The 23026-nt window shown below is 64.8% G+C and carries 16 protein-coding genes; 7 read left to right on the top strand and 9 right to left on the bottom strand.

The annotated features are described in order from the left end of the window. The first annotated feature begins 118 nt into the window (after positions 1-118). From LGQ10_RS05665 to LGQ10_RS05645, 5 genes are all read left to right on the top strand, one after another. Complete coding sequence (locus tag LGQ10_RS05665) at positions 119-3610, top strand: response regulator (protein WP_226524905.1); 3492 nt, start codon at positions 119-121, stop codon at positions 3608-3610. After that, on the top strand, positions 3610-4425 hold the full coding sequence (locus LGQ10_RS05660) for a CheR family methyltransferase (protein WP_058439084.1): 816 nt from the start codon (positions 3610-3612) through the stop codon (positions 4423-4425). Before LGQ10_RS05665 ends, LGQ10_RS05660 begins: the two co-directional genes overlap by 1 nt. Continuing rightward, on the top strand, positions 4422-5027 hold the full coding sequence (locus tag LGQ10_RS05655; protein ID WP_226524904.1) for a chemotaxis protein CheB: 606 nt from the start codon (positions 4422-4424) through the stop codon (positions 5025-5027). Before LGQ10_RS05660 ends, LGQ10_RS05655 begins: the two co-directional genes overlap by 4 nt. Continuing rightward, the gene (locus LGQ10_RS05650; protein ID WP_058439082.1) at positions 5021-6229 is read left to right on the top strand and encodes a hybrid sensor histidine kinase/response regulator; all 1209 of its coding nucleotides are present in this window, start codon (positions 5021-5023) and stop codon (positions 6227-6229) included. The genes LGQ10_RS05655 and LGQ10_RS05650 overlap by 7 nt, the downstream gene beginning before the upstream one ends. 125 nt (positions 6230-6354) lie before the next feature. Further along, the gene (locus LGQ10_RS05645) at positions 6355-6732 is read left to right on the top strand and encodes a response regulator (protein ID WP_058439080.1); all 378 of its coding nucleotides are present in this window, start codon (positions 6355-6357) and stop codon (positions 6730-6732) included. Between the two features lie 9 nt (positions 6733-6741). Here the strand turns inward: LGQ10_RS05645 and LGQ10_RS05640 are convergent, their stop codons facing one another. From LGQ10_RS05640 to mexE, 7 genes are all read right to left on the bottom strand, one after another. Then, positions 6742-8412, bottom strand: a complete 1671-nt coding sequence (locus LGQ10_RS05640; RefSeq protein WP_226524903.1) for an ATP-binding protein — start codon at positions 8410-8412, stop codon at positions 6742-6744. Then, a complete protein-coding gene (locus LGQ10_RS05635; RefSeq protein ID WP_226524902.1) occupies positions 8409-9911 on the bottom strand; it encodes an ATPase domain-containing protein in 1503 nt (500 codons plus the stop codon). The genes LGQ10_RS05640 and LGQ10_RS05635 overlap by 4 nt, the downstream gene beginning before the upstream one ends. A gap of 270 nt (positions 9912-10181) precedes the next feature. Then, positions 10182-11237 carry a tetratricopeptide repeat protein gene (locus LGQ10_RS05630; RefSeq protein ID WP_226524901.1) on the bottom strand — a complete coding sequence of 352 codons (1056 nt, stop codon included), beginning with the start codon at positions 11235-11237 and terminating at the stop codon, positions 10182-10184. 72 nt (positions 11238-11309) lie between these two features. Next, on the bottom strand, positions 11310-12209 hold the full coding sequence (locus tag LGQ10_RS05625) for a bestrophin family protein (protein ID WP_226524900.1): 900 nt from the start codon (positions 12207-12209) through the stop codon (positions 11310-11312). A gap of 361 nt (positions 12210-12570) precedes the next feature. Next, positions 12571-13992 carry an efflux transporter outer membrane subunit gene (locus LGQ10_RS05620; RefSeq protein ID WP_226524899.1) on the bottom strand — a complete coding sequence of 474 codons (1422 nt, stop codon included), beginning with the start codon at positions 13990-13992 and terminating at the stop codon, positions 12571-12573. Next, positions 13989-17168, bottom strand: a complete 3180-nt coding sequence (locus LGQ10_RS05615; RefSeq protein ID WP_226524898.1) for an efflux RND transporter permease subunit — start codon at positions 17166-17168, stop codon at positions 13989-13991. Before LGQ10_RS05615 ends, LGQ10_RS05620 begins: the two co-directional genes overlap by 4 nt. 15 nt (positions 17169-17183) lie before the next feature. Continuing rightward, positions 17184-18431, bottom strand: coding sequence for a multidrug efflux RND transporter periplasmic adaptor subunit MexE (gene mexE / locus LGQ10_RS05610; RefSeq protein ID WP_226524897.1), 1248 nt, complete (start codon positions 18429-18431; stop codon positions 17184-17186). 313 nt (positions 18432-18744) lie between these two features. On the opposite strand from mexE, the gene LGQ10_RS05605 reads away from it, so the two are divergent. Together LGQ10_RS05605 and LGQ10_RS05600 are read left to right on the top strand one after the other, a co-directional pair. Continuing rightward, complete coding sequence (locus LGQ10_RS05605; protein WP_226524896.1) at positions 18745-19188, top strand: CopD family copper resistance protein; 444 nt, start codon at positions 18745-18747, stop codon at positions 19186-19188. 105 nt (positions 19189-19293) lie between these two features. Then, positions 19294-20637 (top strand): coproporphyrinogen III oxidase, encoded by a 1344-nt coding sequence (locus LGQ10_RS05600; protein ID WP_226524895.1) that lies wholly within the window; start codon positions 19294-19296, stop codon positions 20635-20637. 21 nt (positions 20638-20658) lie between these two features. Here LGQ10_RS05600 and LGQ10_RS05595 read toward each other — a convergent pair whose 3' ends face one another. After that, entirely contained in the window at positions 20659-22146 is a 1488-nt protein-coding gene (locus LGQ10_RS05595; protein ID WP_226524894.1) for a cytochrome D1 domain-containing protein, read from the bottom strand. Next, complete coding sequence (gene cobA, locus LGQ10_RS05590) at positions 22143-22973, bottom strand: uroporphyrinogen-III C-methyltransferase (protein ID WP_226524893.1); 831 nt, start codon at positions 22971-22973, stop codon at positions 22143-22145. The genes LGQ10_RS05595 and cobA overlap by 4 nt, the downstream gene beginning before the upstream one ends. Positions 22974-23026 lie beyond the last annotated feature (53 nt).

Raw genomic sequence — 23026 nt, 5'->3', positions numbered from 1 at the left:
TCTATTGTCCTACGGCAGGTCAGATCGCGGATTCTCGATATGCAAGTTATAAAAAATAGCGGCGATAGCCGAATGTGGGGCAAACTTCCTTCTTTTTACCCGTGCCAAGGTCTACCCAATGATTCGTCCGTCCTCGGTTGATGAACAGAGTTTTCGCAAGCTGCTGACCCGCAACATCAGTCTGCCCCTTGGCGTGGGCGTGCTCAGTGCAGTTTTTTTCGTGTCCCTGATTACCTACCTGCTGTCGGTGATCCAGTGGGTGCAGCACTCTGATCGGGTGATCAACAACTTCAACGAGGCGGCGCGCCTGACCATCGACCTGGAAACCGGCATGCGCGGGTTCCTGATCACCGGCAACGAACATTTCCTCGATCCCTACGAGGTGGCCAAGCCGCGCATCATCAATGAATTGCACGGCTTGCAGGAACTGGTGGCGGACAATCCGCAGCAGGTGGAACGGCTCAAGCGCATCGAAGCCCTGCAGTTGGCCTGGAACAACTACGCCCAGGGCATGGTCGAGCTGCGTCGCCAGAACGGCGATTACCGCGAGGCGGTGCAGGCCGGGCGCGGCAAGCGCCTGAGCGATGAGGTGCGCAAGGAATACGACGATGCGGTGGCCATGGAGCAGCAACTGCGCCAGCAGCGCAACGAAAGCGTCAGCCGCACCACCATTTTCAGCGTGGCCCTGTACCTGCTGTTCGTAGTGGGCATCAGCGGCTTGCTGGCCTATGTCGGGCGCCGGGACCTGCTGGCCCTGTCCCGCAGCTACAGCGACAATCTCGAGGCCCAGTTGCGCAGTGCGCAGAGCCTGGAACGCCAGGCCTGGCTGCGTAACGGCCAGACTGAACTGGCCGAGCAGATGCTGGGCCAGCTGAACCTGAACCTGCTGGGGCGCAACATCCTGCAGTTCTGTGCCCAGTACCTGGGGTCACCGGTGGCCGCGCTGTATGTCCGCGAAGAACATGGTGGGCTCAAGCGGGTGGCGTCCTATGGTTTCTCCCGCGAGCTGGAAGATCAGGGCCAATCGTTGTACGGCGATGAAGGCCTGGTGGGGCAGGCGGCCCAGTACAAGCGCCTGATTCGCCTGGACGACGTGCCGGTCGATTACTTCAAGGTCAGCTCCGGTCTCGGCGAGGGCGCGCCGCGCAGCGTGCTGGTGGTGCCCACCCGTGACGATGATCGAGTCAACGGGGTGGTCGAGATCGGCTTCCTGCGGGCGCTGGATGAACGTGACGTCGAGTTCCTGGAGCTGATTGCCAGCAACATCGGCACTTCGATCGAGGCCGCGCGTTATCGCCAGCGCTTGCAGGAAGTGCTGGCCGAGACCCAGCAGCTCAATGAGGAGTTGCAGGTGCAGCAGGAAGAGCTCAAGACCGCCAACGAGGAGCTGGAAGAACAGTCGCGGATCCTCAAGGAGTCCCAGACGCACCTGGAGACCCAGCAGGTGGAGCTGGAGCAGACCAACGAGCAGTTGGCCGAGCAGGCCCAGGTGCTGGTCGAGCAGCGCGACGCCATGGACCTCAAGAACAGCGAGCTCAATGACGCGCAAGCCCAGCTCCAGGAGCGTGCCGAAGAACTGCAGCGCTCGAGCAAGTACAAGTCCGAATTCCTTGCCAACATGTCCCATGAACTGCGCACGCCGCTCAACAGTTCGCTGATCCTGGCCAAGCTGCTGGCCGAGAATGCCCAGGAGAACCTCAGCGACGAGCAGGTCAAGTTCGCCGAGTCGATCTACTCCGCCGGCAACGACCTGCTGAACCTGATCAACGACATCCTGGATATTTCCAAGGTCGAGGCCGGCAAGCTCGAGGTGCGGCCGGAAAACGCCAGCGTGTCGCGCCTGGTGGAGGGGCTGAGCAACCTGTTCCAGCCGCTGACGTCGCAGAAGGGCCTGGACTTCCGGGTGGAACTGCAGCCGGGGGCGCCGCAGATGCTGTTCACCGACCGCCAGCGGGTCGAGCAGGTGCTCAAGAACCTGCTGTCCAACGCGGTGAAGTTCACCGAGCAGGGCCAGGTCAGCCTGGTGGTATCCGCCCATCCGGGCTCCGGCATCGCCTTTGCCGTGCAGGACTCCGGGATCGGCATCGCCCAGGACCAGCAGGAGAGCATCTTCGAGGCCTTCCGCCAGGCCGACGGCACCACCAACCGGCGATATGGCGGTACCGGCCTGGGCCTGTCCATTTCCCGCGACCTGGCCAACCTGCTGGGCGGCTCCATCAGTGTCAGCAGCGAGCCGGGACGAGGCAGCATCTTCACCCTGGTCCTGCCGGAGCATTACGACGACACCTCGCCCGCGCTGCCTGTAGTGCCCGCCATGGCGCCGCCGGTGGCTGCGCCGCAGCTGCCGGCGGCGCAGCCCCAGGTGCCGATGGAGACCCTCGAGATCGCTCGTTTCGCCGACGATCGGGAGCAGGCGCCGTTCAGTGGCCGCTGCATCCTGGTGGTGGAGGACGAGCCCAACTTCGCCCATATCCTCTTCGACCTGGCCCATGAGCTGGGTTATCAGTGCCTGGTCGCCCACGGCGCCGACGAGGGCTACAGCCTGGCCGAACAGTTCATTCCCGATGCGATCCTGCTGGACATGCGCCTGCCCGATCATTCCGGCCTGACCGTGTTGCAGCGCCTCAAGGAGCATCCGCAGACCCGGCACATTCCGGTGCATGTGATCTCGGTGGAGGACCGGGTGGAAGCCGCGATGCACATGGGCGCCGTGGGGTATGCGGTCAAGCCCACCACTCGCGAGGAGCTCAAGGACGTCTTCGCTCGCCTGGAAGCCAAGCTGACGCAAAAGGTCAAGCGCGTGCTGCTGGTGGAGGATGACGATCTGCAACGCGACAGCATCGCGCGGCTGATCGGCGACGACGATATCGAGATCACCGCCGTGGGCCTGGCCCAGGATGCCCTGCAACTGCTGCGCGAGAACGTCTTCGACTGCATGATCATCGACCTCAAGCTGCCGGACATGCTCGGCAACGACCTGCTCAAGCGCATGTCCACCGAGGACATCTGCTCGTTCCCGCCGGTGATCGTCTACACCGGGCGCAACCTGACCCGCGATGAAGAGGCCGAGCTGCGCAAGTATTCGCGCTCGATCATCATCAAGGGCGCGCGTTCGCCAGAGCGCCTGCTGGATGAAGTGACGCTCTTTCTGCACAAAGTCGAATCCCAGTTGTCCCATGAACGGCAGAAGATGCTCAAGACCGCCCGCAGCCGCGACAAGGTGTTCGAGGGGCGCAAGGTCCTCCTGGTGGATGACGACGTGCGCAACATCTTCGCCCTGACCAGCGCCCTGGAACACAAGGGGGCGGTGGTGGTGATCGGGCGTAACGGCCTGGAAGCCATTGCAAGACTCAACGAGGTCGAGGACATCGATTTGGTGCTGATGGACGTGATGATGCCGGAAATGGACGGTTTCGAGGCCACGGCGCAGATCCGCAAGGACCCGCGCTGGCGCAAGCTGCCGATCATCGCCGTCACCGCCAAGGCCATGAAGGATGACCAGGAGCGCTGCCTGCAGGCGGGCGCCAATGACTACCTGGCCAAGCCCATCGATCTCGACCGGCTGTTTTCACTTATCCGTGTCTGGTTACCGAAGATGGAAAGAATTTAGTGGAGCGCAATACCGAGATCGAGCTGCGTCTGTTGATCGAAGCTATCTACCTTAAATACAGCTACGACTTTCGCGACTACTCCGGCGCCTCGATCAAGCGCCGGGTCAACCATGCCCTGCGCCAGTTCGAATGCAACACCATCTCCGCATTGCAGGAGCGGGTGCTGCACGACCCGACGGCCTTCATGCAGCTGTTGCAGTTCCTGACCATTCCGGTCAGCGAGATGTTTCGCGACCCCTCGCACTTCCTGGCCATCCGCCAGGAAGTGGTGCCGCTGCTCAAGACCTATCCGTCGCTGAAGATCTGGATCGCCGGTTGCAGTACCGGCGAAGAGGTCTATTCGATGGCCATCCTGCTGCGTGAGGAGGGGCTGCTGGAGCGCACCATCATCTACGCCACGGACATCAATCCCAGTTCCCTGGAAAAAGCCAAGCAGGGGATCTTTTCCCTGGAGAACGTGCGCGCCTACACCCACAACTACCAGCAGGCCGGTGGCAAGTGTTCCTTTGCCGACTACTACACCGCGGCCTATGACTATGCGATCTTCGACAAGAGCCTGCGGGAAAACGTGACCTTTGCCGATCACAGCCTGGCCACCGACAGCGTATTTTCCGAGACGCATTTGATTTCTTGTCGTAACGTGTTGATTTATTTCAATAAAAAACTTCAGGATCGGGCTTTCGGGCTGTTTCATGAGTCCCTTTGCCACCGTGGTTTCCTGGTGCTGGGCAGCAAGGAAACCCTGGATTTCTCCGCCTACGGCAAGCATTTCGAGCCCCTGGTCAAACAAGAACGGATCTACCGCAAGTCATGAACCCGGCCCTCCTCAGTTCCAGCGCCTTGCCCCGGATCGACGCCGTGGTGGTGGGAGCCTCCGCGGGTGGCGTCGAGGCCTTGCTGAGCCTGTTCGGCGGTTTCGGCCGCAGCTTCCGGCTGCCGGTGATCGTGGTCCTGCATCTGCCCGAGGAGCGTCGCAGCCAACTGGCCGAGGTGTTCGACCGGCGCCTGGCGTTGCAGGTCAAGGAGGCTGACGACAAGGAGCAGATCGTGGCGGGCACCCTGTACTTCGCCGCTCCTGGTTACCACCTGTCGGTGGAGCAGGACCGCAGCCTGTCCCTGAGCCAGGAAGACCGGCTTCACCATTCGCGTCCGTCCATCGACTACCTGTTCGAGTCAGCCGCCGATGCCTACGGCGAGCGCCTGGCCGCGGTGCTGCTGACGGGCGCCAACCAGGACGGGGCCAGGGGACTGGCCGAGGTCAAGCGCCAGGGGGGGCTGACCATTGTCCAGGACCCTGACGAGGCCCACGTCTCGACCATGCCCGATGCGGCCCTGGCCTTGCATCAACCGGACCATATCCTCCCTTTGTGCGGTATCAGCCTGCTGCTGGCCGAACTGGAACGAATCGCATGTTAAGTAATATCCAAGCCAAGCTGCTGATCGTCGACGATCTGCCGGAAAACCTGCTGGCCCTGGAGGCGCTGATCAAGCGCGAGGACCGCCAGGTGTACAAGGCGTTGTCGGCCGACGAGGCCTTGTCGCTGTTGCTCCAGCATGAGTTCGCCATGGCCATCCTCGATGTGCAGATGCCCGGCATGAACGGTTTCGAGCTGGCGGAACTGATGCGCGGCACGGAAAAGACCAAGAACATTCCCATTGTCTTCGTCAGTGCCGCCGGGCGCGAGCTCAACTATGCCTTCAAGGGCTACGAGAGCGGCGCGGTGGACTTCCTGCACAAGCCGCTGGACATCCACGCGGTCAAGAGCAAGGTCAACGTGTTCGTCGACCTGTTCCGCCAGAGCAAGGCCATGAAACAGCAGGTCGAGGCCCTGGAGCACAGCCGGCGCGAGCAGGAGGCCCTGCTCCAGCAGTTGCAGGCCACCCAGAACGAGCTGGAGCAGGCGGTACGCATGCGTGACGACTTCATGTCGATCGTCGCGCACGAGGTGCGTACGCCGCTCAACGGCCTGATCCTGGAGACTCAGTTGCGCAAGATGCACCTGGCCCGGGGAAATGCCGCGGCCTTCAGCCTGGACAAGATGCACGCGATGGTCGACCGCGACGAGCGGCAGATCAAGAGCTTGATCCGCTTGATCGAGGACATGCTGGACATCTCGCGGATCCGCACCGGCAAGCTGTCGATCCGTCCGTCGCGTTTCGACCTGGCGCAGCTGGTGCGCGGCCTGGTGGAAAACTTCGCGCCCCAGGTGGAGGCGGCGCAGTCGTCCCTGACCCTGGAGGCCGACGAGCCGGTGGAAGGCAACTGGGACGAGTTTCGCATCGAGCAGGTGGTCTCCAACCTGTTGACCAACGCCTTGCGCTACGGCGCCCGGAGTCCGGTTCATGTGCGGGTCTATACCTGCGATGGCGAGGCGCGGGTCGAGGTCCGGGATCACGGGATCGGCATCAGCGAAGACAACCAGAGGCGCATCTTTCAGCAGTTCGAGCGGGTCAGCGCCAGCCATGTGGCGGCAGGCCTGGGCCTGGGGCTGTTCATTTCCGAGCAGATCGTCACCGCCCACGGAGGCTCGATCAGCGTCGACAGCCGTATTGGCGAGGGCGCGTTGTTTCGTGTCGGGCTGCCCCTGGCGGACCCGATTTTGCCGGCCGGCGCGTAAAAGCGTCATGCACACGCAACCTCTGCGTGCGCCAATGGTCGTACAGTGGCTGCTGACATTTGCCTGCGGGTGGGTCGGCAAACGTCAACAGCCCCTTGCAGTAATTGACCGAACAAAGGTTTTCCATGAGTGAAGATGCACAAGACGTCGTCCTGATCGTCGAAGATGAACCGGTGATCCTGATGCTGCTGGCCGACTATCTGTCGGGCCTGGGCTATCGGGTGCTGCAGGCCGAGAACGGCGAACAGGCGTTCGAGATCCTTGCCAGCAAGCCGAACCTGGACCTGATGATTACCGACTACCGGCTACCGGGCGGCATCACCGGGGTGATGATCGCCGAGCCGGCCGTGAAGCTGCGTCCGGACCTGAAGGTGATCTTCATCAGCGGCTACCCCAACGAAATCCTCGAATGCGCCAGCCCCATCACCCGCAAGGCGCCGATCCTGGCCAAGCCGTTCGACCTCAACAGCCTGCACGAGCAGATCCAGCAACTGCTGGCCTGAGCCGGGGCATCAGTCCCGGAGCATCTCCTGCACCTTGGCGGTCAGCAGGTCGAAGGTGAAGGGCTTGGTGATCAGTTGCATGCCCGGGTCGAGAAAGCCGCTGCGGGCCGTCGCATGCTCGGCGTAGCCGGTGATGAACAGTACCTTGAGCTGCGGACGCAACTGCCGGCCGATTTCCGCCAACTGCCGGCCGTTCATGCCCGGCAAGCCCACATCGCTGATCAGCAGATCGATGTGTTGCGCCGAGTCGAGGATCGGCATGGCGCCCTGGGCGTCACCGGCCTCGAGGAAGTTGTACCCCAGTTCGCCGAGCACGGTGCTGACCAGCACCCGCACTGCCGGGTCGTCCTCGACGATCAGCACCGTCTCGCCGTTTTGCGCAGTGACTGCTTGCTGCTCTTCGGGGAGTTCCTCTGCCGCCGAATCACCTTGAAAACGCGGCAGGTACAGGGACACCTGGGTGCCGCGACCCGGTGTGCTGTCCAGGCTCACGTGACCGTGGGACTGCTTGCTGAAGCCATAGATCATCGACAGCCCCAGGCCGGTGCCCTGGCCGATGGGCTTGGTGGTGAAAAAGGGGTCGAATACCCGGTTGATGATGGCTTCGGGCATGCCGCAGCCGTTGTCGCTGACCCGCAGGACCACGTAGTCGCCGGGGGCAAGGTTGTCATGGGCCTGGGTGAAGTCCGGGTCCAGCGACCGGTTGAGGGTCTCCACCAGCAGGCGGCCACCGTTGGGCATGGCGTCCCGGGCGTTGAGCGCCAGGTTGAGCAGGGCACTCTCGAGCTGGTTGGGATCGGCCTCGGCCACCCACAGCTGCTCGCACAGGCGCAGCTCCAGCTGGATGTTCTCGCTGAGGCTGCGCTGCAGCAGCTCGCCCATGGCGCTGACCAGGGCGTTCATTTCCACGGGCTTGGCATCCAGCGACTGGCGCCGGGAGAAGGCGAGCAGGCGATGGGTCAGGCCCGCAGCGCGGTTGGCCGAGGTCACTCCCAGCTCGATCAGGCTGTCCAGGTCCTCGGTGCGCCCGCGAGCCAGGCGCCGGCGCAGCAACTCCAGGCTGCCGATGATGCCGGTCAGCATGTTGTTGAAGTCATGGGCGATACCGCCCGTGAGCTGGCCCACGGCTTCCATCTTCTGCGACTGGCGCAGGGCTTCCTCGTTGTGCCGCAGTTGGGCAGTGCGCTCTTGCACCTGCTGTTCGAGCGTTTCCAGGGTGCGTTGCAGGCGCAGTTCGCTCTGGCTCAGGTCGATCAGCCGGTCCCGCGCCTCGTATTGCCGGCGCCGGCCGCGCAAGGCGGTGCTGACCAGGCTGACCAGGGTGGTGGGATGGAAGGGGCGTTCAAGGAAACTGACGTTGCCCAGGGGCGCGCTGAAGCTGGCAAGCGGGTTCTGTTCCGGGCCGCCATGGCGAGTCAGCAGCACAATGGGCAGGTCCGACCAGGCCGGTTGCTGCTCCAGGTGGCGCAGCAGGGGTTCCAGATCGACTCCGAGCAAGGCCTCGGCGGCGATGATCGCCAGTCCGGCACCTCGCTCCAGCTCCTCGCACAAGGCCGCCAGGTTCAGGGTGACCAGGCTGCTGACGCCTGCCTCGTTCAGCATCATCTGCGCCAGTTGGCTATCGCGGCCATGGGGTGTGAGCACCAGCGCTCGTTCGGAAAAGGCCGGGCCCCGGCTCATGGGACCTCGTCCTTGAGCAGTGGCTTGCCTTCGCCCTGGTACTTGGGCACGCCGCGCAATACACCCTGGAACGCTTCCAGCGGCTCGCCAATGGTCAGGCCGTGGCTATTGATGCGGTATTCGCGAATGGTCGACTCGTGGCTGCCGGTGCGTTTCTTGATGATCGAGATGGCCCGGCGCACCTTGCCCAGGGCTTCGAAATAGCGCAGCAGGATCACGGTGTCGGCCAGGTAGGTGATGTCCACCGGGGCCTGCATGTCGCCCACCAGGCCATGCTGGGCGACGGTCATGAACGTCGCCGCGCCCCGGCGGTTGAGGTACAGCAGCAGTTCGTGCATGTGCAGCACCAAGGCCTTCTCTTCGGGCATGGCCGCCTGGTAGCCATTGATACTGTCGATGACCACGGTCTTGATCTGACCCTGGTCGACGAGGCGCCGGACCCGGTGCGACAGCTCGCCGGGTGTCAGTTCGGCGGCGTCCACCTGTTCGATCACCAGGTTGCCGCTGTCTTGCAACGCTTGCAGGTCGATGCCGAGCTGCTCCATGCGCTCGAACAACAGACCCAGTTCTTCGTCGAAGATGAACAGCGCGGCCTTCTCGCCCCGGGCGACGGCTGCGGCGGCGAAGCTCAGCGCCAGCAGCGACTTGCCGGTGCCGGCCGGTCCGAGGATCAGGGTGCTGGAACCGCTGGCGATGCCGCCGCCCAGCAGCGCATCCAGCTCCTGGATGCCGCTGGTCAGGGTGTCGCGTTTGTAGCGGTTGCGGTGCTCGGCAGCCACCAGGCGTGGAAACACATGCACGCCATCGCCAAGGATGGTGAAGTCGTGGAAACCACCGCGGTACTTCTGGCCACGGTACTTCATCACCCGGATGCGCCGGCGTTCGGCGCCATATCCCGGAGTGAGTTCCTCCAGGCGGATCACCCCATGGGCCACGCTGTGCACGGTCTTGTCCAGGGTGTCGCTGGTCAGGTCGTCCAGCAGCAGGACGGTGGCATCGTAGCGCACGAAATAATGCTTGATCGCCAGGATCTGCCGCCGGTAGCGCAGGGAGTTCTGGGCCAGCAGGCGGATCTCCGAAAGGCTGTCGAGCACCACCCGGGTGGGCTTGACCCGCTCCACCGCCTCGAAGATCTGCCGGGTGGCTTCCCCCAACTCCAGGTCGGAGGAGTACAGCAGGCTCTGCTGGTGCTGGGCGTCGAGCACGCTCTCCGGCGGAGTCAGTTCGAAGATGTGGATGTGGTCGTCCAGTTCCCAGCCATGGGATCGCGCGCCCTGGCGCAGTTCGCGCTCGGTTTCCGACAGGGTGATGTACAGGCAGCGCTCGCCGGCCATGGCCCCGGCCTGCAGGAACTGCAGGGCGATGGTGGTTTTGCCGGTACCGGGTTCACCTTCCAGCAGGAACACGTGGCTGCGCGACAGGCCGCCACTGAGGATATCGTCCAGGCCGTCGATGCCGGTGCTGGCCTTTTCGCTGAGCAACGCAGATGAAGTGGTCAAACAGTGCCCTCGCACAATGGATCTTGATCACTTGACCGCCTAGCGTCAGCGCGGTTCAACCTTTTGTCGCCGCCATGGGGGGGGGCCGCTGCCGATGGCGGTTGTCTGGTCGATCGCTGAAGGCCCTGCGGGCCTTGGCGCAGCCTCGCAGGCTCGACAGCGGCTACAAGGTGAAGCGGGTTCTGCGTGTAGCCGCTGCCGCAGGCTGCGCACGGGCGCGTAGCGGCCGCAATAGGTGGGGCCTGGTCGATCGCTTGGCAGCGGTTGCCGTCAGAGGCCTTGCTGCAGGGCCGGGTCGTCGGGGTTCTGCTGTTCCAGCTGGGCCAGCAGCACCTGGACGTTCTGCAGTTGGCCGCTTTCCTTCCAGTAGTTGATCAGCAGTACCCGTGCCTTGCGGTTGTAGGGCTGGCGCTGGACGATTTCCTCCAGCTGTTTCTGCGCCGCTTCCAGCTCCTGTTCGCTGTGCAGGGTGGTGGCCAGGTCGTAGCGATAGGCCGCGTTGTTGGGCTCCAGTTCCACGGCCCGGGACAGGCCGAGCAGGGCGAACTCGCCCTGGCCGTGGTGCAGCAGCCAGAGCCCCAGGGCATGTTGCAGATAGGCCGAATCCTGCTGGGCCTGCAACTGCTTGGCCAGCAACTGGCGCGCGGCGTCGCTCTGGCCCTGCTTGTCCAGGACCTCGATCTGCAGGACCACCGCCTGCAGGTTGTCCGGCGCCAGGCGCAGGGCCTGTTCCAGGGTCTGCTGGGCCTTGACCAGGTCGGCGTTGTGCAGGTACAGGCGAGCCAGCTGGTACTGGGCCTCGACGTTGTCGCCGCGGGTCTTGAGCACCTGGGTGTATTCGTCGATCACCTGTTGCAGCGGACCGAAGTACAGGCCCTGGTCATCCGGGGACAGGCCGAGCAGGGCGTCCACCGCGGCAAAGCGCACGCTTTGCTCCTGGTCGTCCAGCAATGGCCCCAGGAGCAGGCTGCGCTGGCCACTGGGCACCAGGCCCAGGACGCTCTTGATCGCTGCCTTGCGCACTTCGGCAGACGGGTGGTAGAGGTCGGCATCCGCCAGTTTCAGGGCCTGCGGGCTGGGGTAGTTGGCCAGTACCGCCAGCAGGCGGATGCGCTGCGAGTCGTCGAGGTCCGGGCGTCCCAGTTGCTGGTAGAGCGTGCGTGCTGCGCCGGGCTGGCCATTGCGGGCTTTCTCCAGGGCCTGGCTGTAGCCGTGCCTGATGGCTTCGGGCACCGCCGGCGGAGCGCTGCGCCAGAACGACCAGCCCAGGGCCAGGAGGATGACGATGGGCAGGCTGATCAGCAGGGAACGGCGGGCTTTGGTCATGGGCATGGGCAAGATGACGACGGGAAGAGGGAGCAAGCTTCGGCCAGGAACCGGCTCGAGTCAAACCCGGCTTCAGGTCAGTACATATTCCCGGGGTTCGAGCCGTGGCGGCAGCTCGGCTTGGCCCAGCGCGGCCAGTACCTCGCGCTCCAGGCCGCGCAACAGAGCGCTGCACGGCAGGTCGTTGTCGTCATAGCCGAAAGGGTCTTCGAGGTCGTCGCCGATCTCGTCTAGGCCCAGGAAGGTGTAGCTGACGATGGCGGTGAAGATCGGCGTCAGCCAGCCCAGGGGCTCGGCCATGGCAAACGGCAGGAGGATGCAGAACAGGTAGATGGTGCGGTGCAACAGCAGCGTGTAGGGGAAGGGCAGCGGGGTGTTCTGGATCCGTTCGCAGGCCGCCTGGACCAGGCTCAGGCTGACCAGGCGGGTTTCCAGCTGGGTATAGCGCCATTCGCTGATCATGCCCTGCTGGGCCCAGTGCGAACAGCGCCGGCCGATGTTCTGCAACTGGGCATCGGTGAGGTTCGGATGCGCTGGGTCCAGGGGGGCCTGGGCCCAGGGACGCAGGGCGTCGGCCTCGTCTTCATGGCGCAGGCGGGCGATCAGGCTGTGGGCGAAGCCGCACAGGTCGCGCAGCATGCTCTCGCGCTCGGGGTTGGCCTCGATCACCAGGCTCTCGCGGATCAGCGAGCGCACCTCGACAATCAGCTGCCCCAACTGCTTGCGGCCTTCCCACCAGCGGTCGTAGCAGGCGTTGTTGCGAAAGCTCATGAAGATCGACAGCGACAGCCCCAGCAGGGTGAAGGGCGTGGCGTTGACCTTGGAGAAGTAGCTCGGTTGCAGGGTTTCCACCAGCACGATGACCGAGGCCAGCAGGGTGACCAGGGCGCAGCGCAGGGCAATGCGCTTGGCGATCGAGCCCTTGAGGGCGAAGAGCAGGGCGAACAGGTTCGGTTTGGGGCGGACAATCATGAGGGACCAGGCCAGGGCTATTACGCGGCGAGCGCAGATTAGGAGCGTACCGATGGGCTGTCCAATCGCTACGATCAACCGGGTGATCGAACGCCTCTATCGTCGCCCCGTGCCCGTGCCCGTGCCCGTGCCCGTGCCTGTAGCCGCTGTCGAGCCATCGGCGAGGCTGCGCAAAGGTCCGCAGGACCTTGCTTGGCAATCTCCAGCGGTTGCAAGAGCCTGCGTCCATGGCATCGCCGCACGCAGCCTGCGGCAGCGGCTGCAGGCCGGTATCTGGGCAAAAAAAGGCCCCGCGACCGAATGATCCACGGGGCCAAACATTGGTTGGTTGCGGCCAACCAAAGGAGCTCGTTGCAAATCCTTAGTTGCTGGCCACCGTCTCGGGTTGCCAGCCACCGCCCAGGGCCTTGTAGATGGCGACGATGCCGCGGTACAGGTCGACTTCGGCCTGGGCCTGGGAGTCTTCGGCCGCCAGGCGTTCACGCTGGGCGTCCAGCAGTACCAGGAAGTCCACGGTGCCCTCGCGGTAGCGGATCTCGGCCAGGTTGGCAGCGGTGCGACTGGATTCGCTCTGGCGGATCAGCGACACCAGGCGCTGCTGGCGCTTGCCGTAGTCGCTGAAGGCGTTTTCCGATTCTTCCAGGGCCAGCAGCACCTGCTGTTCATAGTTGGCCAGGGCGCCGTCGGCATTGGCATCGGCGCCGCGCAGGCGGGCGCGCACGCTGCCCAGGTCGAAGGCCGCCCAGGTAATGCTCGGGCCCAGGGCCCAGGCGTTGGCCGCCGAGGAGCCGATCTGCGAGCCGCGTCCGGCGGTGAAGCCAAGGAAGCCGCTGAGGCTGACCCGTGGGAACAGGTCGGCCTTGGCCATGCCGATCCTGGCGGTGGCCGCGGCCAGCTTGCGTTCGGCGCTGAGGATGTCCGGTCGACGTTGCAGCAGCTCGCCCGGATCACCGATCGGCAGGGCCTTGGCAATGGCCGGCAGTTGCGCGGGCGCAAGGTCGACGCTGAGCTTGTCCGGGCGTTCGCCCAGCAAGGTGGCGATGCGGTTGCGCTGGCGCACCTGCTCGGCCTGCAGTTGCGGCACGCTGGCCTCCACTGCCGCCAGGCGGGCATCGGCGCGGACCACGTCGAGCTGGTCGCCGACGCCGGCGTCACGCAGGCTCTCGGTGATCTTGCGCGAGGCTTGCTGGTTGTCCAGGTTGGCCAGGGCGATTTTTTCCCGCAGCTGCGCGCCGCGCAGCTGGCCGTAGGCATCCACCAGCTCGGCGATCATGGTCACCTGCAGCTGGTACAGGTCGGCCTCGGCGGCCTGCTGGTCGGCGTCGGTGGCTTCCAGGTTGCGCTGGATGCGACCGAACAGGTCCAGCTCCCAGGCCATGTCCAGGCCCAGGTCGTAACGCTCGCTGTTGACCCGCTTGGTGGTCTGGCCGGGGATCTGGCCCTTGCCCAGGTTGCTGCTGGCGCGGCTGGTGATGGTCGGCATGGCGTCGTTGCTGGCGTCATCGCGGATCGCCCGGGCAGCCCGCAGGCGGGCGAAAGCCACCCGCAATTCACGGTTGCCCTTGAGCGACTGGCTCACCAGCTGGTTGAGCGTCGGGTCGTCGAACTGTTGCCACCAGATGCCTTCGAAGCGCGCCCGGTCGAAGTTCTTCTGGCCGGCCGTGGTGTCGCCGGCGGCGCTGATATGCGCCGCCTCGGTGCTCGGTGTCTGGTAGTCCGGGCCCACGGCACAGGCGCTCAAGGCCAGTACCAGCAGGCTCGGCAGGAACACTTTGGAACTCATTGTTGCGCCTCCAGTTGCAGGGCGCGGGCAGCCTTGCGGGCCTCGCTGCGCTCCACGTAATTGCGGATCAGGACATAGAACACCGGGGTCAGCAGCAGGCCGAAGAAGGTCACCCCGAGCATCCCGGAGAACACCGCGACACCCATGGCATGACGCATTTCCGCACCCGCGCCGCTGGAGATCACCAGGGGCACCACGCCCATGATGAAGGCGAAGGAGGTCATCAGGATCGGCCGCAGGCGCAGGCGGCAGGCTTCCAGTACCGCGGCCAGGGGGGCCAGGCCTTCCTCTTGCTTGTCCTTGGCGAACTCGACGATCAGGATCGCGTTCTTGCACGCCAGGCCCACCAGTACGATCAGGCCGATCTGGGTGAAGATGTTGTTGTCACCTCCGGAGATGATCACCCCGGCAATGGCCGACAGCAGGGTCATGGGCACGATCAGGATCACCGCCAGTGGCAGGCTCCAGCTTTCGTACTGGGCGGCCAGCACCAGGAAGGCCAGCAGGACGCACAGCGGGAACACGAACAGCGCGGTGTTGCCGGCCAGGATCTGCTGGTAGGTCAGCTCGGTCCATTCATAGGTCATGCCGTTGGGCAGTTCTTCCTTGAGCAGTTTCTCGATCGCCGCTTCCGCTTGCCCGGAGCTGTAGCCCGGGGCTGCCGCGCCGTTGATCTCGGCAGTGACGAAGCCGTTGTAGTGCATGACGCGGTCAGGGCCTGCGGTGTCGCTGACCTTGATGAAGGTCGCCAGCGGGATCATCTCGCCCTTGTTGTTGCGCACCTTGAGCTGGCCGATCTGCTCGGCCTCCAGGCGGAACTGCTGCTCGGCCTGGACGTTGACCTGGTAGGTGCGTCCGAAGCGGTTGAAGTCGTTGGCGTACAGCGAGCCCAGGTAGATCTGCAGGGTGTCGAAGATGTCCGAGATCGCCACGCCGTGGGTCTTGGCCTTTTCCCGGTCGATGGCGGCATCGACCTGGGGCACGTTGACCTGGTAGCTGGTGAACAGCCCGGCCAGTTCCGGTACGCCGCGGCTCTTGGCGATCACGTTCTGCACTTCTTTGTACAGTTCGTCGTAGCCCAGGCCGCTGCGGTCCTCGACTTGCAGGCGGAACCCGCCGATGGTGCCCAGGCCCTGTACCGGCGGCGGTGGGAAGATCGCCATGTAGGCATCCTGGATGTCAGCGTACTTGCCGTTCAGGGCTCCGGCGATGGCCCCAGCCGACATGCTCGGGTCCTTGCGCTCGTCGAAGGGCTTCAAGGTGACGAAGACGATGCCGTTGTTCGGGCTGTTGGTGAAACCGTTGATCGACAGGCCGGGGAAGGCCACGGCGCTTTCCACGCCAGGCTGCTTCAGGGCGATGTCGGACATGCGCTTGATCACGTCCTCGGTACGATCCAGGCTCGCCGCATCCGGCAGTTGGGCAAAGGCCACCAGGTACTGCTTGTCCTGGGCCGGAACGAAGCCGGTCGGGGTGTGGGCGAAACCGAACCAGGTCAGCACCATCAGGCCGGCATACAGGAACAGGGCGATGCCGCTGCCACGGATGACCCGGCGCACGGTGCCCACGTAGCCATTGCTGGCACGCTCGAAGAAACGGTTGAACGGCTTGAACAACCAGCCACCCAGCAGCTTGTCGAGGATCTTCGAGAAGCGGTCCTTGGGCGCGTGGTGTTCCTTGAGCAGGACCGCGGCCAGGGCTGGGGACAGGGTCAGGGAGTTGAAGGCCGAGATCACCGTGGAGATAGCGATGGTCAGGGCGAACTGCTTGTAGAACTGCCCGGTCAGGCCGCTGATGAAGGCCGCGGGCACGAATACCGCACACAGCACCAGGGCCGTGGCGATGATCGGGCCGGTCACTTCACGCATGGCGCGCTTGGTCGCTTCGATCGGGCTCAGGCCCAGGCCGATGTTGCGCTCGACGTTCTCCACCACCACGATGGCGTCGTCCACCACGATCCCGATGGCCAGTACCAGGCCGAACAGCGACAGGGCGTTGAGTGAAAAACCGAACAGGTGCATGACCGCGAAGGTGCCGATCAGCGAGACCGGTACGGCCACCAGCGGGATGATCGAGGCACGCCAGGTCTGCAGGAACAGGATCACTACCAGCACGACCAGGATCAGGGCTTCGAACAGGGTGTGCACCACCGCTTCGATGGAGCCACGGACGAAGATGGTCGGGTCGTAGACGATGCTGAAGTCCATGCCCTCGGGGAAGCTCTGCTTGAGCTCGGCCATCTTGGCCCGCACTTCATTGGAGATCTCGATGGCGTTGGAGCCTGGGCGCTGGAAGATCGGGATCGCCACGGCCGGCTGGTTGTCGAGCAGGGAACGCAGGGCGTACTGGCTCGATCCCAGCTCCACCCGGGCAATGTCCTTCAGGCGGGTGATCTCGCCGTTGTCGCCGGAGCGAATGATGATGTTCTCGAACTCGTCCTCGGTGACCAGGCGTCCCTGGGTGTTGACCGACAGCTGGAAGCTGGTGGCGTTGGGCGCAGGTGGCGCGCCCAGGGCACCGGCGGCTACCTGGCGGTTCTGTTCACGGATCGCGGCGACCACGTCGGTGGCGGTGAGGTTGCGCGAAGCGGTCTTGTTCGGATCCAGCCACACCCGCAGCGAGTAGTCGCCCATGCCGAACAGCTGCACATCGCCGACGCCGCCCAGGCGCGCCAGCTCATCCTTGATGTTGAGGATGGCGTAGTTGGACAGGTACAGCATGTCGTAGCGTTTGTCCGGCGAGGTCAGGTGCACCACCATGGTCAGGTCGGGAGAGGCCTTGTCCACGGTGATGCCGATGCGCGTCACTTCTTCCGGCAGCTTGGGCTGGGTCCGGGTCACGCGGTTCTGTACCTGGACCTGGGCGTTGTCCAGGTCGGTGCCCAGGGCGAAGGTCACGGTCAGGGTGATCTTGCCGTCGGCGGTGGATTGCGAGGACATGTAGAGCATGTTCTCGACCCCGGTGATGGCCTGTTCCAGGGGAGCGGCCACGGTTTCACCGATCACCTTGGGGTTGGCCCCCGGGAAGTTGGCGCGTACCACCACGGTCGGCGGCACCACTTCCGGGTATTCGCTGATGGGCAGCTGGAACAGCGAGATGGCGCCGGCGATCAGGATCAGCAGCGACAGCACCGCGGCGAAGATCGGCCTTGATATGAAGAACTGGGAAAAATTCATCTTGAGAGTCGTCCCTTAACCGCGCGCAGATGCAGCGGCGAGTTTCACGGCCGGAGCCGCCTTGGCAGGGGAGACCTGCGGCAGGTTGCTGGCTTCCAGTGCTTGACGTTGTTGGGCCAGGGCGGCGAGGGTTTCCTTGCTGGCCATCGGAATCAGTTCAGGGGTGACCGGTGCTCCCGGACGTGCCCGCTGCAAGCCCTTGACGATGATGGTGTCGTCCTTGCTCAGGCCGTTGCGCACGATGCGCAGGCCCTCGATCTTCGGCCCCAGCTCGACGGTGCGGTAGGCCGGCTTGTTGTCGGCATCCATCACCAGCACGAACTTCTTGCCCAGGTCGGTGCCCACGGCCTCGTCGTTGATCAGCATGGCGGAGTAGGTGCCGCTGCCCACCAGCTTCAGGCGTGCATAGAGGCCGGGGGTGTAGCTGCCGTCGCCGTTGTCGAACACCGCACGGCCACGGATGGTGCCGGTCTTGGGGTTGACCTGGTTGTCGACGAAGTTCATCTGGCCCAGGTGCGGGTGGCCATCCTCGTTGGACAAGCCCAGGTACACCGGGGTGGTCTGGCCGCGCTGGCCCTGGCGGGCGAGCTGGGTGTACTTGAGGTACACGCGCTCATCGGCGTCGAAGTAGGCATAGACCTTGTCGGTGGAGACCACGCTGGTGAGCGGAGTGACATCGGCGGTCACCAGGTTGCCGGCGGTGATCTGCGCGCGGCTGACGCGGCCGCTGATGGGCGCGATGACCCGGGTGAAGCTCAGGTTGAGCTTGGCCACGTCCAGCTGGGCCTGGATCGCATCGACCCCGGCCCGGGCTTCCTGGGCGGCGCTGGTGCGGGTGTCGGCCAGCTCGGCGGAAATCGCGTTGCTGGTCAGGAGGCGCTGGCCACGCTGGGCTTCGTTGGCGCTTCGGGTCGCGGTGGCCCGTGCCTGTTGCAGCTGGGCTTCCAGGCGTCGTACTTCGGCCTGGAACGGCCGCGGATCGATCTGGAACAGCAGGTCGCCTTTTTTCACCAGGGCGCCTTCGATGAAGGCCACCTGGTCGATCTGGCCGGAGACCCGTGGACGGATTTCCACGGTTTCCGGAGCTTCCAGGCGTCCGGTGAATTCATCCCACTCGTTGACGGGCTGCTCCAGCACCTTGGCCACGCTGACCTTGGCCGCAGGTGGGGCAGAGGCGGTTTCAGGAGCCTTGCCGCAGGCGCTCAACACCAGCACGGCAAGCGCGGCTAGTGGAAAACTTAAGAGTTTGACTGACTGGTCCATGGGTACATCCGCCAAGGTAATTTGAGATGGGCGGATGATGCTCGGCGGGTTTGTATCTCACGAATCGAATGAAGCAAAGGTGACTATCATTCGGAATGATATAAGCAGCAGGCAAGCCCTCTAGCATGCGCCTTTCGTTAGGTGGCTATCAATTCCTCCAGGCGCAATTAATTGTTGTCGCCAATGCAATATTGCCTGGGGCAAGACGGCGGGCGGTAGAGGAGCGCAACGCGGATTTGCTTGATTGGCATCAAGCGGGCCCGCGGACTTGAGCGCTAGGCTGGATTCCATACCGGCCATTCACGAGGGGATGATGATCTATCCCATGCTGCTGACCCTGCACCTGTTCGCTGCGCTGGTCTTCATCGGCACGGTGTTCTTCGAAGTGCTGTTCCTGGAGAGTATCCGCCGGCAGTTGCCGGCCAAGGTCATGGTGTTGCTGGAGCAGGCCATCGGCCGGCGGGCGCGGCAATTGATGCCCTGGGTATTGCTGGTGCTGTTCGGTGCCGGCGTCGGCATGGTCTGGCAGCGCTACCTGCCATCGCTGGAGGCGCCCCTGGCATCGTCGTTCGGCACCTTGCTGTTGTTCAAGGTCGTGCTGGCCGCCAGCGTCCTGGTGCATTTCATCGGCGCCATGCTGCTGTTCCGTACCGAGCGCATGACCGCCCGCTGGGTGAGCTTCATCCACACCAGCGTGTTCATCCACCTGCTGGCCATCGTGTTGCTGGCCAAGGGCATGTTCTACCTCACCTGGTAGCCGCGCCTTGTGCAGGCCACCCGGGGCGGGTTTGATACAGGTCAAGGCCTCGGCGCGGTTGTCGGTCGACACTGAAGTTTTGCAGCCCGTCTCGGAGCTTCTGTCATGTTCGATGTCATTCACTCTCGCAGCAGACGGGGCTCGCAGGGTCATCAGGGAGCACTCGACCCGCACTGCCATGTCGAGGCTGGCAAGTTCCACGAAGGCGTCGGTTCCCTGGATGTACTGCGGGCCTTGCGCGCCAGCCGCAACAAGCCCCGGCCCCTGGCCCTGAACCTGCAGCTGCCCGCCAGGCTGCGTGCTGCCGGCCAGCCGATCGCGGCCTATCTCGATGCCCTGTGCCGGGAAATCCAGCTGGTGGCCTGCCACCTGGGCAATGCCCAGCGGGTCGAGCAGTTCCACTTCGCCGGTGGCACTCCCGACCCCGCGCACCTGCAACGGCTGATGAGCCTGCTGCGCCAGCGCTTCAACTTCCTCGACCACGACAGCGGCGACTACGGTGTCGATGTCGACTTGCCCACCACCGACTGGGCCAGCATGGGCCTGCTCCGCGACCAGGGTTTCAATCACGTGAGCATCGGCGTACCCGACGGTGGTCATGCCTGCGAACGCGCGCCGGCCTGGCGCCAGGACCCGGCGCCGATCCAGTCGCTGCTCGATGCAGCGCGCACCTTCGGTTATCGCACGGTGAGCGTCGACCTGGGCTATGGCCATGCCTGGCAGACCCCGGACAGCTTTGCCCTGAAGCTCGATTCCCTGGTCGAACTGGAGCCCGACCGGTTGCAGGTATTCGACTACGCCCGGCCGCCACGGCGTTATGCCCATGCACCTCGGCAGGCGACGAGCAGTCCCCTGGACAAGGCCCTGATGCGCCGCTTGTGCTTCGAACGCCTGCCCCAGGCCGGTTACCTGCACATCGGCCTGGGGCTGTTCGTACGTCCCGATGATGACCTGGCCATGGCCCAGGAGCGTGGAGCCCTGAGCCGCAACTATCAGGGCTTCACCCGGCACGGCTACTGCGACCAGGTGGGCCTGGGGCTGGGCGCGATCAGCCAGTTCGATGGGCTGCATGTGCAGAACACCGAGGTGCTGGGCGACTACCTCGAACAGTTGCAGCAGAGCCAGCTGGCCACGTGGCGCGGCTGGCGCTGCGAGGCGGGAGCACAGATCCGCCAGCAGGTCATGGAGCGCCTGGCCTGCGACCTGGAACTGGATGTGCGGGCCATCGAACGGCGCCACGGCCTGATCTTCCGCCAGTTCTTCCCCGGCGCCTGGCGAGCGCTCGAAGCCATGAGCCGGGCGGGCCTGGTGGAGTTGAGCGAGGATTTCATCAGCATCCTGCCGGCCGGTCGCCTCGAAGTGGATGCCATCTGCCAGCTGTTCGAGCACCTGGCGCAGCCGGGGCCGGCCTCCAGCCTCGACTGGCTGGACCACGACGCCCGCCCTTGACGGCGGGCGACCGGGCCGACGCTAGTGCGAGGTGCCTTCGGCGAATTCGATCTTGTTGCCCACGTTGTACTTGCCCGAGGGCTTGTTCATCGGGATGCGCTTGATCTCCTTCAGCGTCTGGCTGTCGTAGACGATCAGCGCGCCGTCGTTGGCCCAGATGCTCAGCAACAGGTAGCGTCCGTCATGGCTGAACTCCACATGGGCGGCGGTCTTGCCCGGCACGGGGCGCAGGGTATGGGCGATTTCCAGGCTCTGCTTGTCGATGAGGTGGATGGCGTCGTTGTCCGGGCCGAAGAACACGTCGGTCCAGGCATAGGCCGAGTTGGCGTGGCTGCGCATGAAGAAGCCGGGGCCCAGGGTGGGGATTTCCTTGATCAGCTTCCAGGTCTTGAGGTCGATCACCGAGACCAGGCCCTTGCTGATGTTCGGCGTGGCGAACACCCATTCGCCGTTGCGCTGCCAGTAGGTGCCCGAGCCCAGGTGCGGCATGCCGGGCAGGGCGATGCTGGCCACCACCTGGCCGCTGTCCAGGTCCAGCACTTGGCCACCCTGGGCCTGGCGCGAGGTGGCCAGCAACTGGCGGTAGTCGGGTGAGAAGGAAAAGTCATCGAGCATGTCCTGGGCCAGGATCCGCCGGGGAGTGAAATCCGGGCTGCTGCCGGCACTGGACAGCTCCCAGACCTCCTTCACGTCCTTGAGGGCAACGATGAAGCTGTCACGGGGCGGGGCGGTGTACACCGCGCTGACCCGCGACGGCGTGCCGTCCTGGCCGACGGCCGGGATGCGCTTGACCGGGGTCAGGTCGCGGGCGTCCAGCAGCACCAGGTTGCCCGGCAGGTAGTTGCCCACCAGCACCCAGCGTCCGTCCTTGCTCACCGCCAGGTTGCGGGTGTTGAGCCCGGCCCGCACTTCGGCCACCAGCTTGAGGTTGTGCAGGTCGTACTGGCTGACCCAGCCATCGCGGGAGGCGAGGTAGACGAAGCGCCCGTCGGGGGAGAACTTCGGCCCGCCGTGCACGGCGAAATGGGTGGCGAAACGCGCCAGCACGGTGAAACGGTCGCCATCGAGGATGCTGATGTGATGGTCACCGGCTTCCACCACCACGAACAGGTTCAGCGGGTCGGCGCCGTGTTGAGGCGTGGCGGGCAACTGGTCGACGGGATTGAGCACCTGGTGGCTGGCGCGAATCTGCTCATCGCTCCAGGTCGGCGCGGTGGCCGGCGGTTGCTGCAGGTAGGCGGCCAGACCATCGATGCGTTGCGCGCTGAGCACCTGGGCGAAGCCGGCCATCTGGCTGGCCGGACGCCCGGCGCTGATCACCTGGCGGATCTCGGCCGGCTTGATCCGCCCCAGGCTTTCCGGCAGCAAGGCCGGCCCGGTCCCACCAAAGCGGTTGGCGGCGTGGCATTGCTGGCAATGCTCCTGGTAATCCAGGGCGGCCTGGTCAAGGACCGGGCTGCCATGGGCCGAGCTGATCCATAACAACGGCAGCAGCCACAGGGCCCTCATGGCGTCACCTCCAGTTCGAGCGCGGCGCCGGCAAAATGCGCCGGGTAGCGCACGGCATGCTGGGCGAACAATCCCACTACCTTGCCGATCACCGTCAGGGTCGGGGTGGCCAGGGAGCATTGGCTGGCAAGGACCGGCAGTTGCGCCAGGTGGCCGCGCAGCACCTGCTGGTCGCGGCAAGTGCCCCGGCTGATCAGCGCTGCCGGGGTGTCGGCGGCCAGCCCGGCGGCCATCAGGCGCTGGGTGATCAGCTCCAGGTTGGCCAGCCCCATGTAGAACACCAGGGTCTGGCTGCTGTCGGCCAGGCTCTGCCAGGGCAGGTCGAGGGCGCCATCGTGTTGCAAATGGCCGGTGATGAAGCGGCAGGAACTGACCAGGTCGCGGTGGGTCAGGGGGATTCCGGCATAGGCGCTGCAGCCGGCCGCGGCGGTGATGCCCGGCACCACCTGGCAATCGATGCCCTGTTGCAGCAGGTAGTCCAGCTCCTCGGCACCCCGGCCGAAGATGAACGGATCGCCCCCCTTGAGCCGCAACACTCGCAAGCCCTGTTGGGCCAGCTCGGCCAGCAGCCGGTTGATCCGTGGTTGCGGCAAGCTGTGGTGGCCGCTGCTCTTGCCCACGTAGTGACGCTGGCAACGACTGGGGATCAGCGCCAGCAGTTCGGCGCTGATCAGCCGGTCATGGACCACGGCGTCGGCCTGCATCAGCAGGCTCCAGGCACGCAGGGTCAGCAGGCGCGGATCGCCGGGGCCGGCACCGACCAGGGCGACTTCCCCCGGGCTGAACGGCGAATGCAGGGCGGCAGGTAGGGTGAGGGCTGAATGCATGTGGGCGATCCTTGATCCATCATCAGGGTGGCCGGCCCCGCCTGTGTCGACGG

The organism is Pseudomonas sp. L5B5 (assembly GCF_020520285.1).
GTDB lineage: Bacteria > Pseudomonadota > Gammaproteobacteria > Pseudomonadales > Pseudomonadaceae > Aquipseudomonas.
The sequence above is the reverse complement of the archived record's forward strand: the minus strand, read 5'-3'. Positions and strand labels throughout refer to the sequence as shown.

Coding starts and splice junctions, on each gene's coding strand:
- LGQ10_RS05665 (WP_226524905.1), top strand. CDS start 119: ATGATTCGTCCGTCCTCGGTTGATGAACAGAGTTTTCGCAAGCTGCTG.
- LGQ10_RS05655 (WP_226524904.1), top strand. CDS start 4,422: ATGAACCCGGCCCTCCTCAGTTCCAGCGCCTTGCCCCGGATCGACGCC.
- LGQ10_RS05650 (WP_058439082.1), top strand. CDS start 5,021: ATGTTAAGTAATATCCAAGCCAAGCTGCTGATCGTCGACGATCTGCCG.
- LGQ10_RS05645 (WP_058439080.1), top strand. CDS start 6,355: ATGAGTGAAGATGCACAAGACGTCGTCCTGATCGTCGAAGATGAACCG.
- LGQ10_RS05640 (WP_226524903.1), bottom strand. CDS start 8,412: ATGAGCCGGGGCCCGGCCTTTTCCGAACGAGCGCTGGTGCTCACACCC.
- LGQ10_RS05630 (WP_226524901.1), bottom strand. CDS start 11,237: ATGACCAAAGCCCGCCGTTCCCTGCTGATCAGCCTGCCCATCGTCATC.
- LGQ10_RS05625 (WP_226524900.1), bottom strand. CDS start 12,209: ATGATTGTCCGCCCCAAACCGAACCTGTTCGCCCTGCTCTTCGCCCTC.
- LGQ10_RS05620 (WP_226524899.1), bottom strand. CDS start 13,992: ATGAGTTCCAAAGTGTTCCTGCCGAGCCTGCTGGTACTGGCCTTGAGC.
- LGQ10_RS05615 (WP_226524898.1), bottom strand. CDS start 17,168: ATGAATTTTTCCCAGTTCTTCATATCAAGGCCGATCTTCGCCGCGGTG.
- mexE (WP_226524897.1), bottom strand. CDS start 18,431: ATGGACCAGTCAGTCAAACTCTTAAGTTTTCCACTAGCCGCGCTTGCC.
- LGQ10_RS05605 (WP_226524896.1), top strand. CDS start 18,745: ATGATCTATCCCATGCTGCTGACCCTGCACCTGTTCGCTGCGCTGGTC.
- LGQ10_RS05600 (WP_226524895.1), top strand. CDS start 19,294: ATGTTCGATGTCATTCACTCTCGCAGCAGACGGGGCTCGCAGGGTCAT.
- LGQ10_RS05595 (WP_226524894.1), bottom strand. CDS start 22,146: ATGAGGGCCCTGTGGCTGCTGCCGTTGTTATGGATCAGCTCGGCCCAT.
- cobA (WP_226524893.1), bottom strand. CDS start 22,973: ATGCATTCAGCCCTCACCCTACCTGCCGCCCTGCATTCGCCGTTCAGC.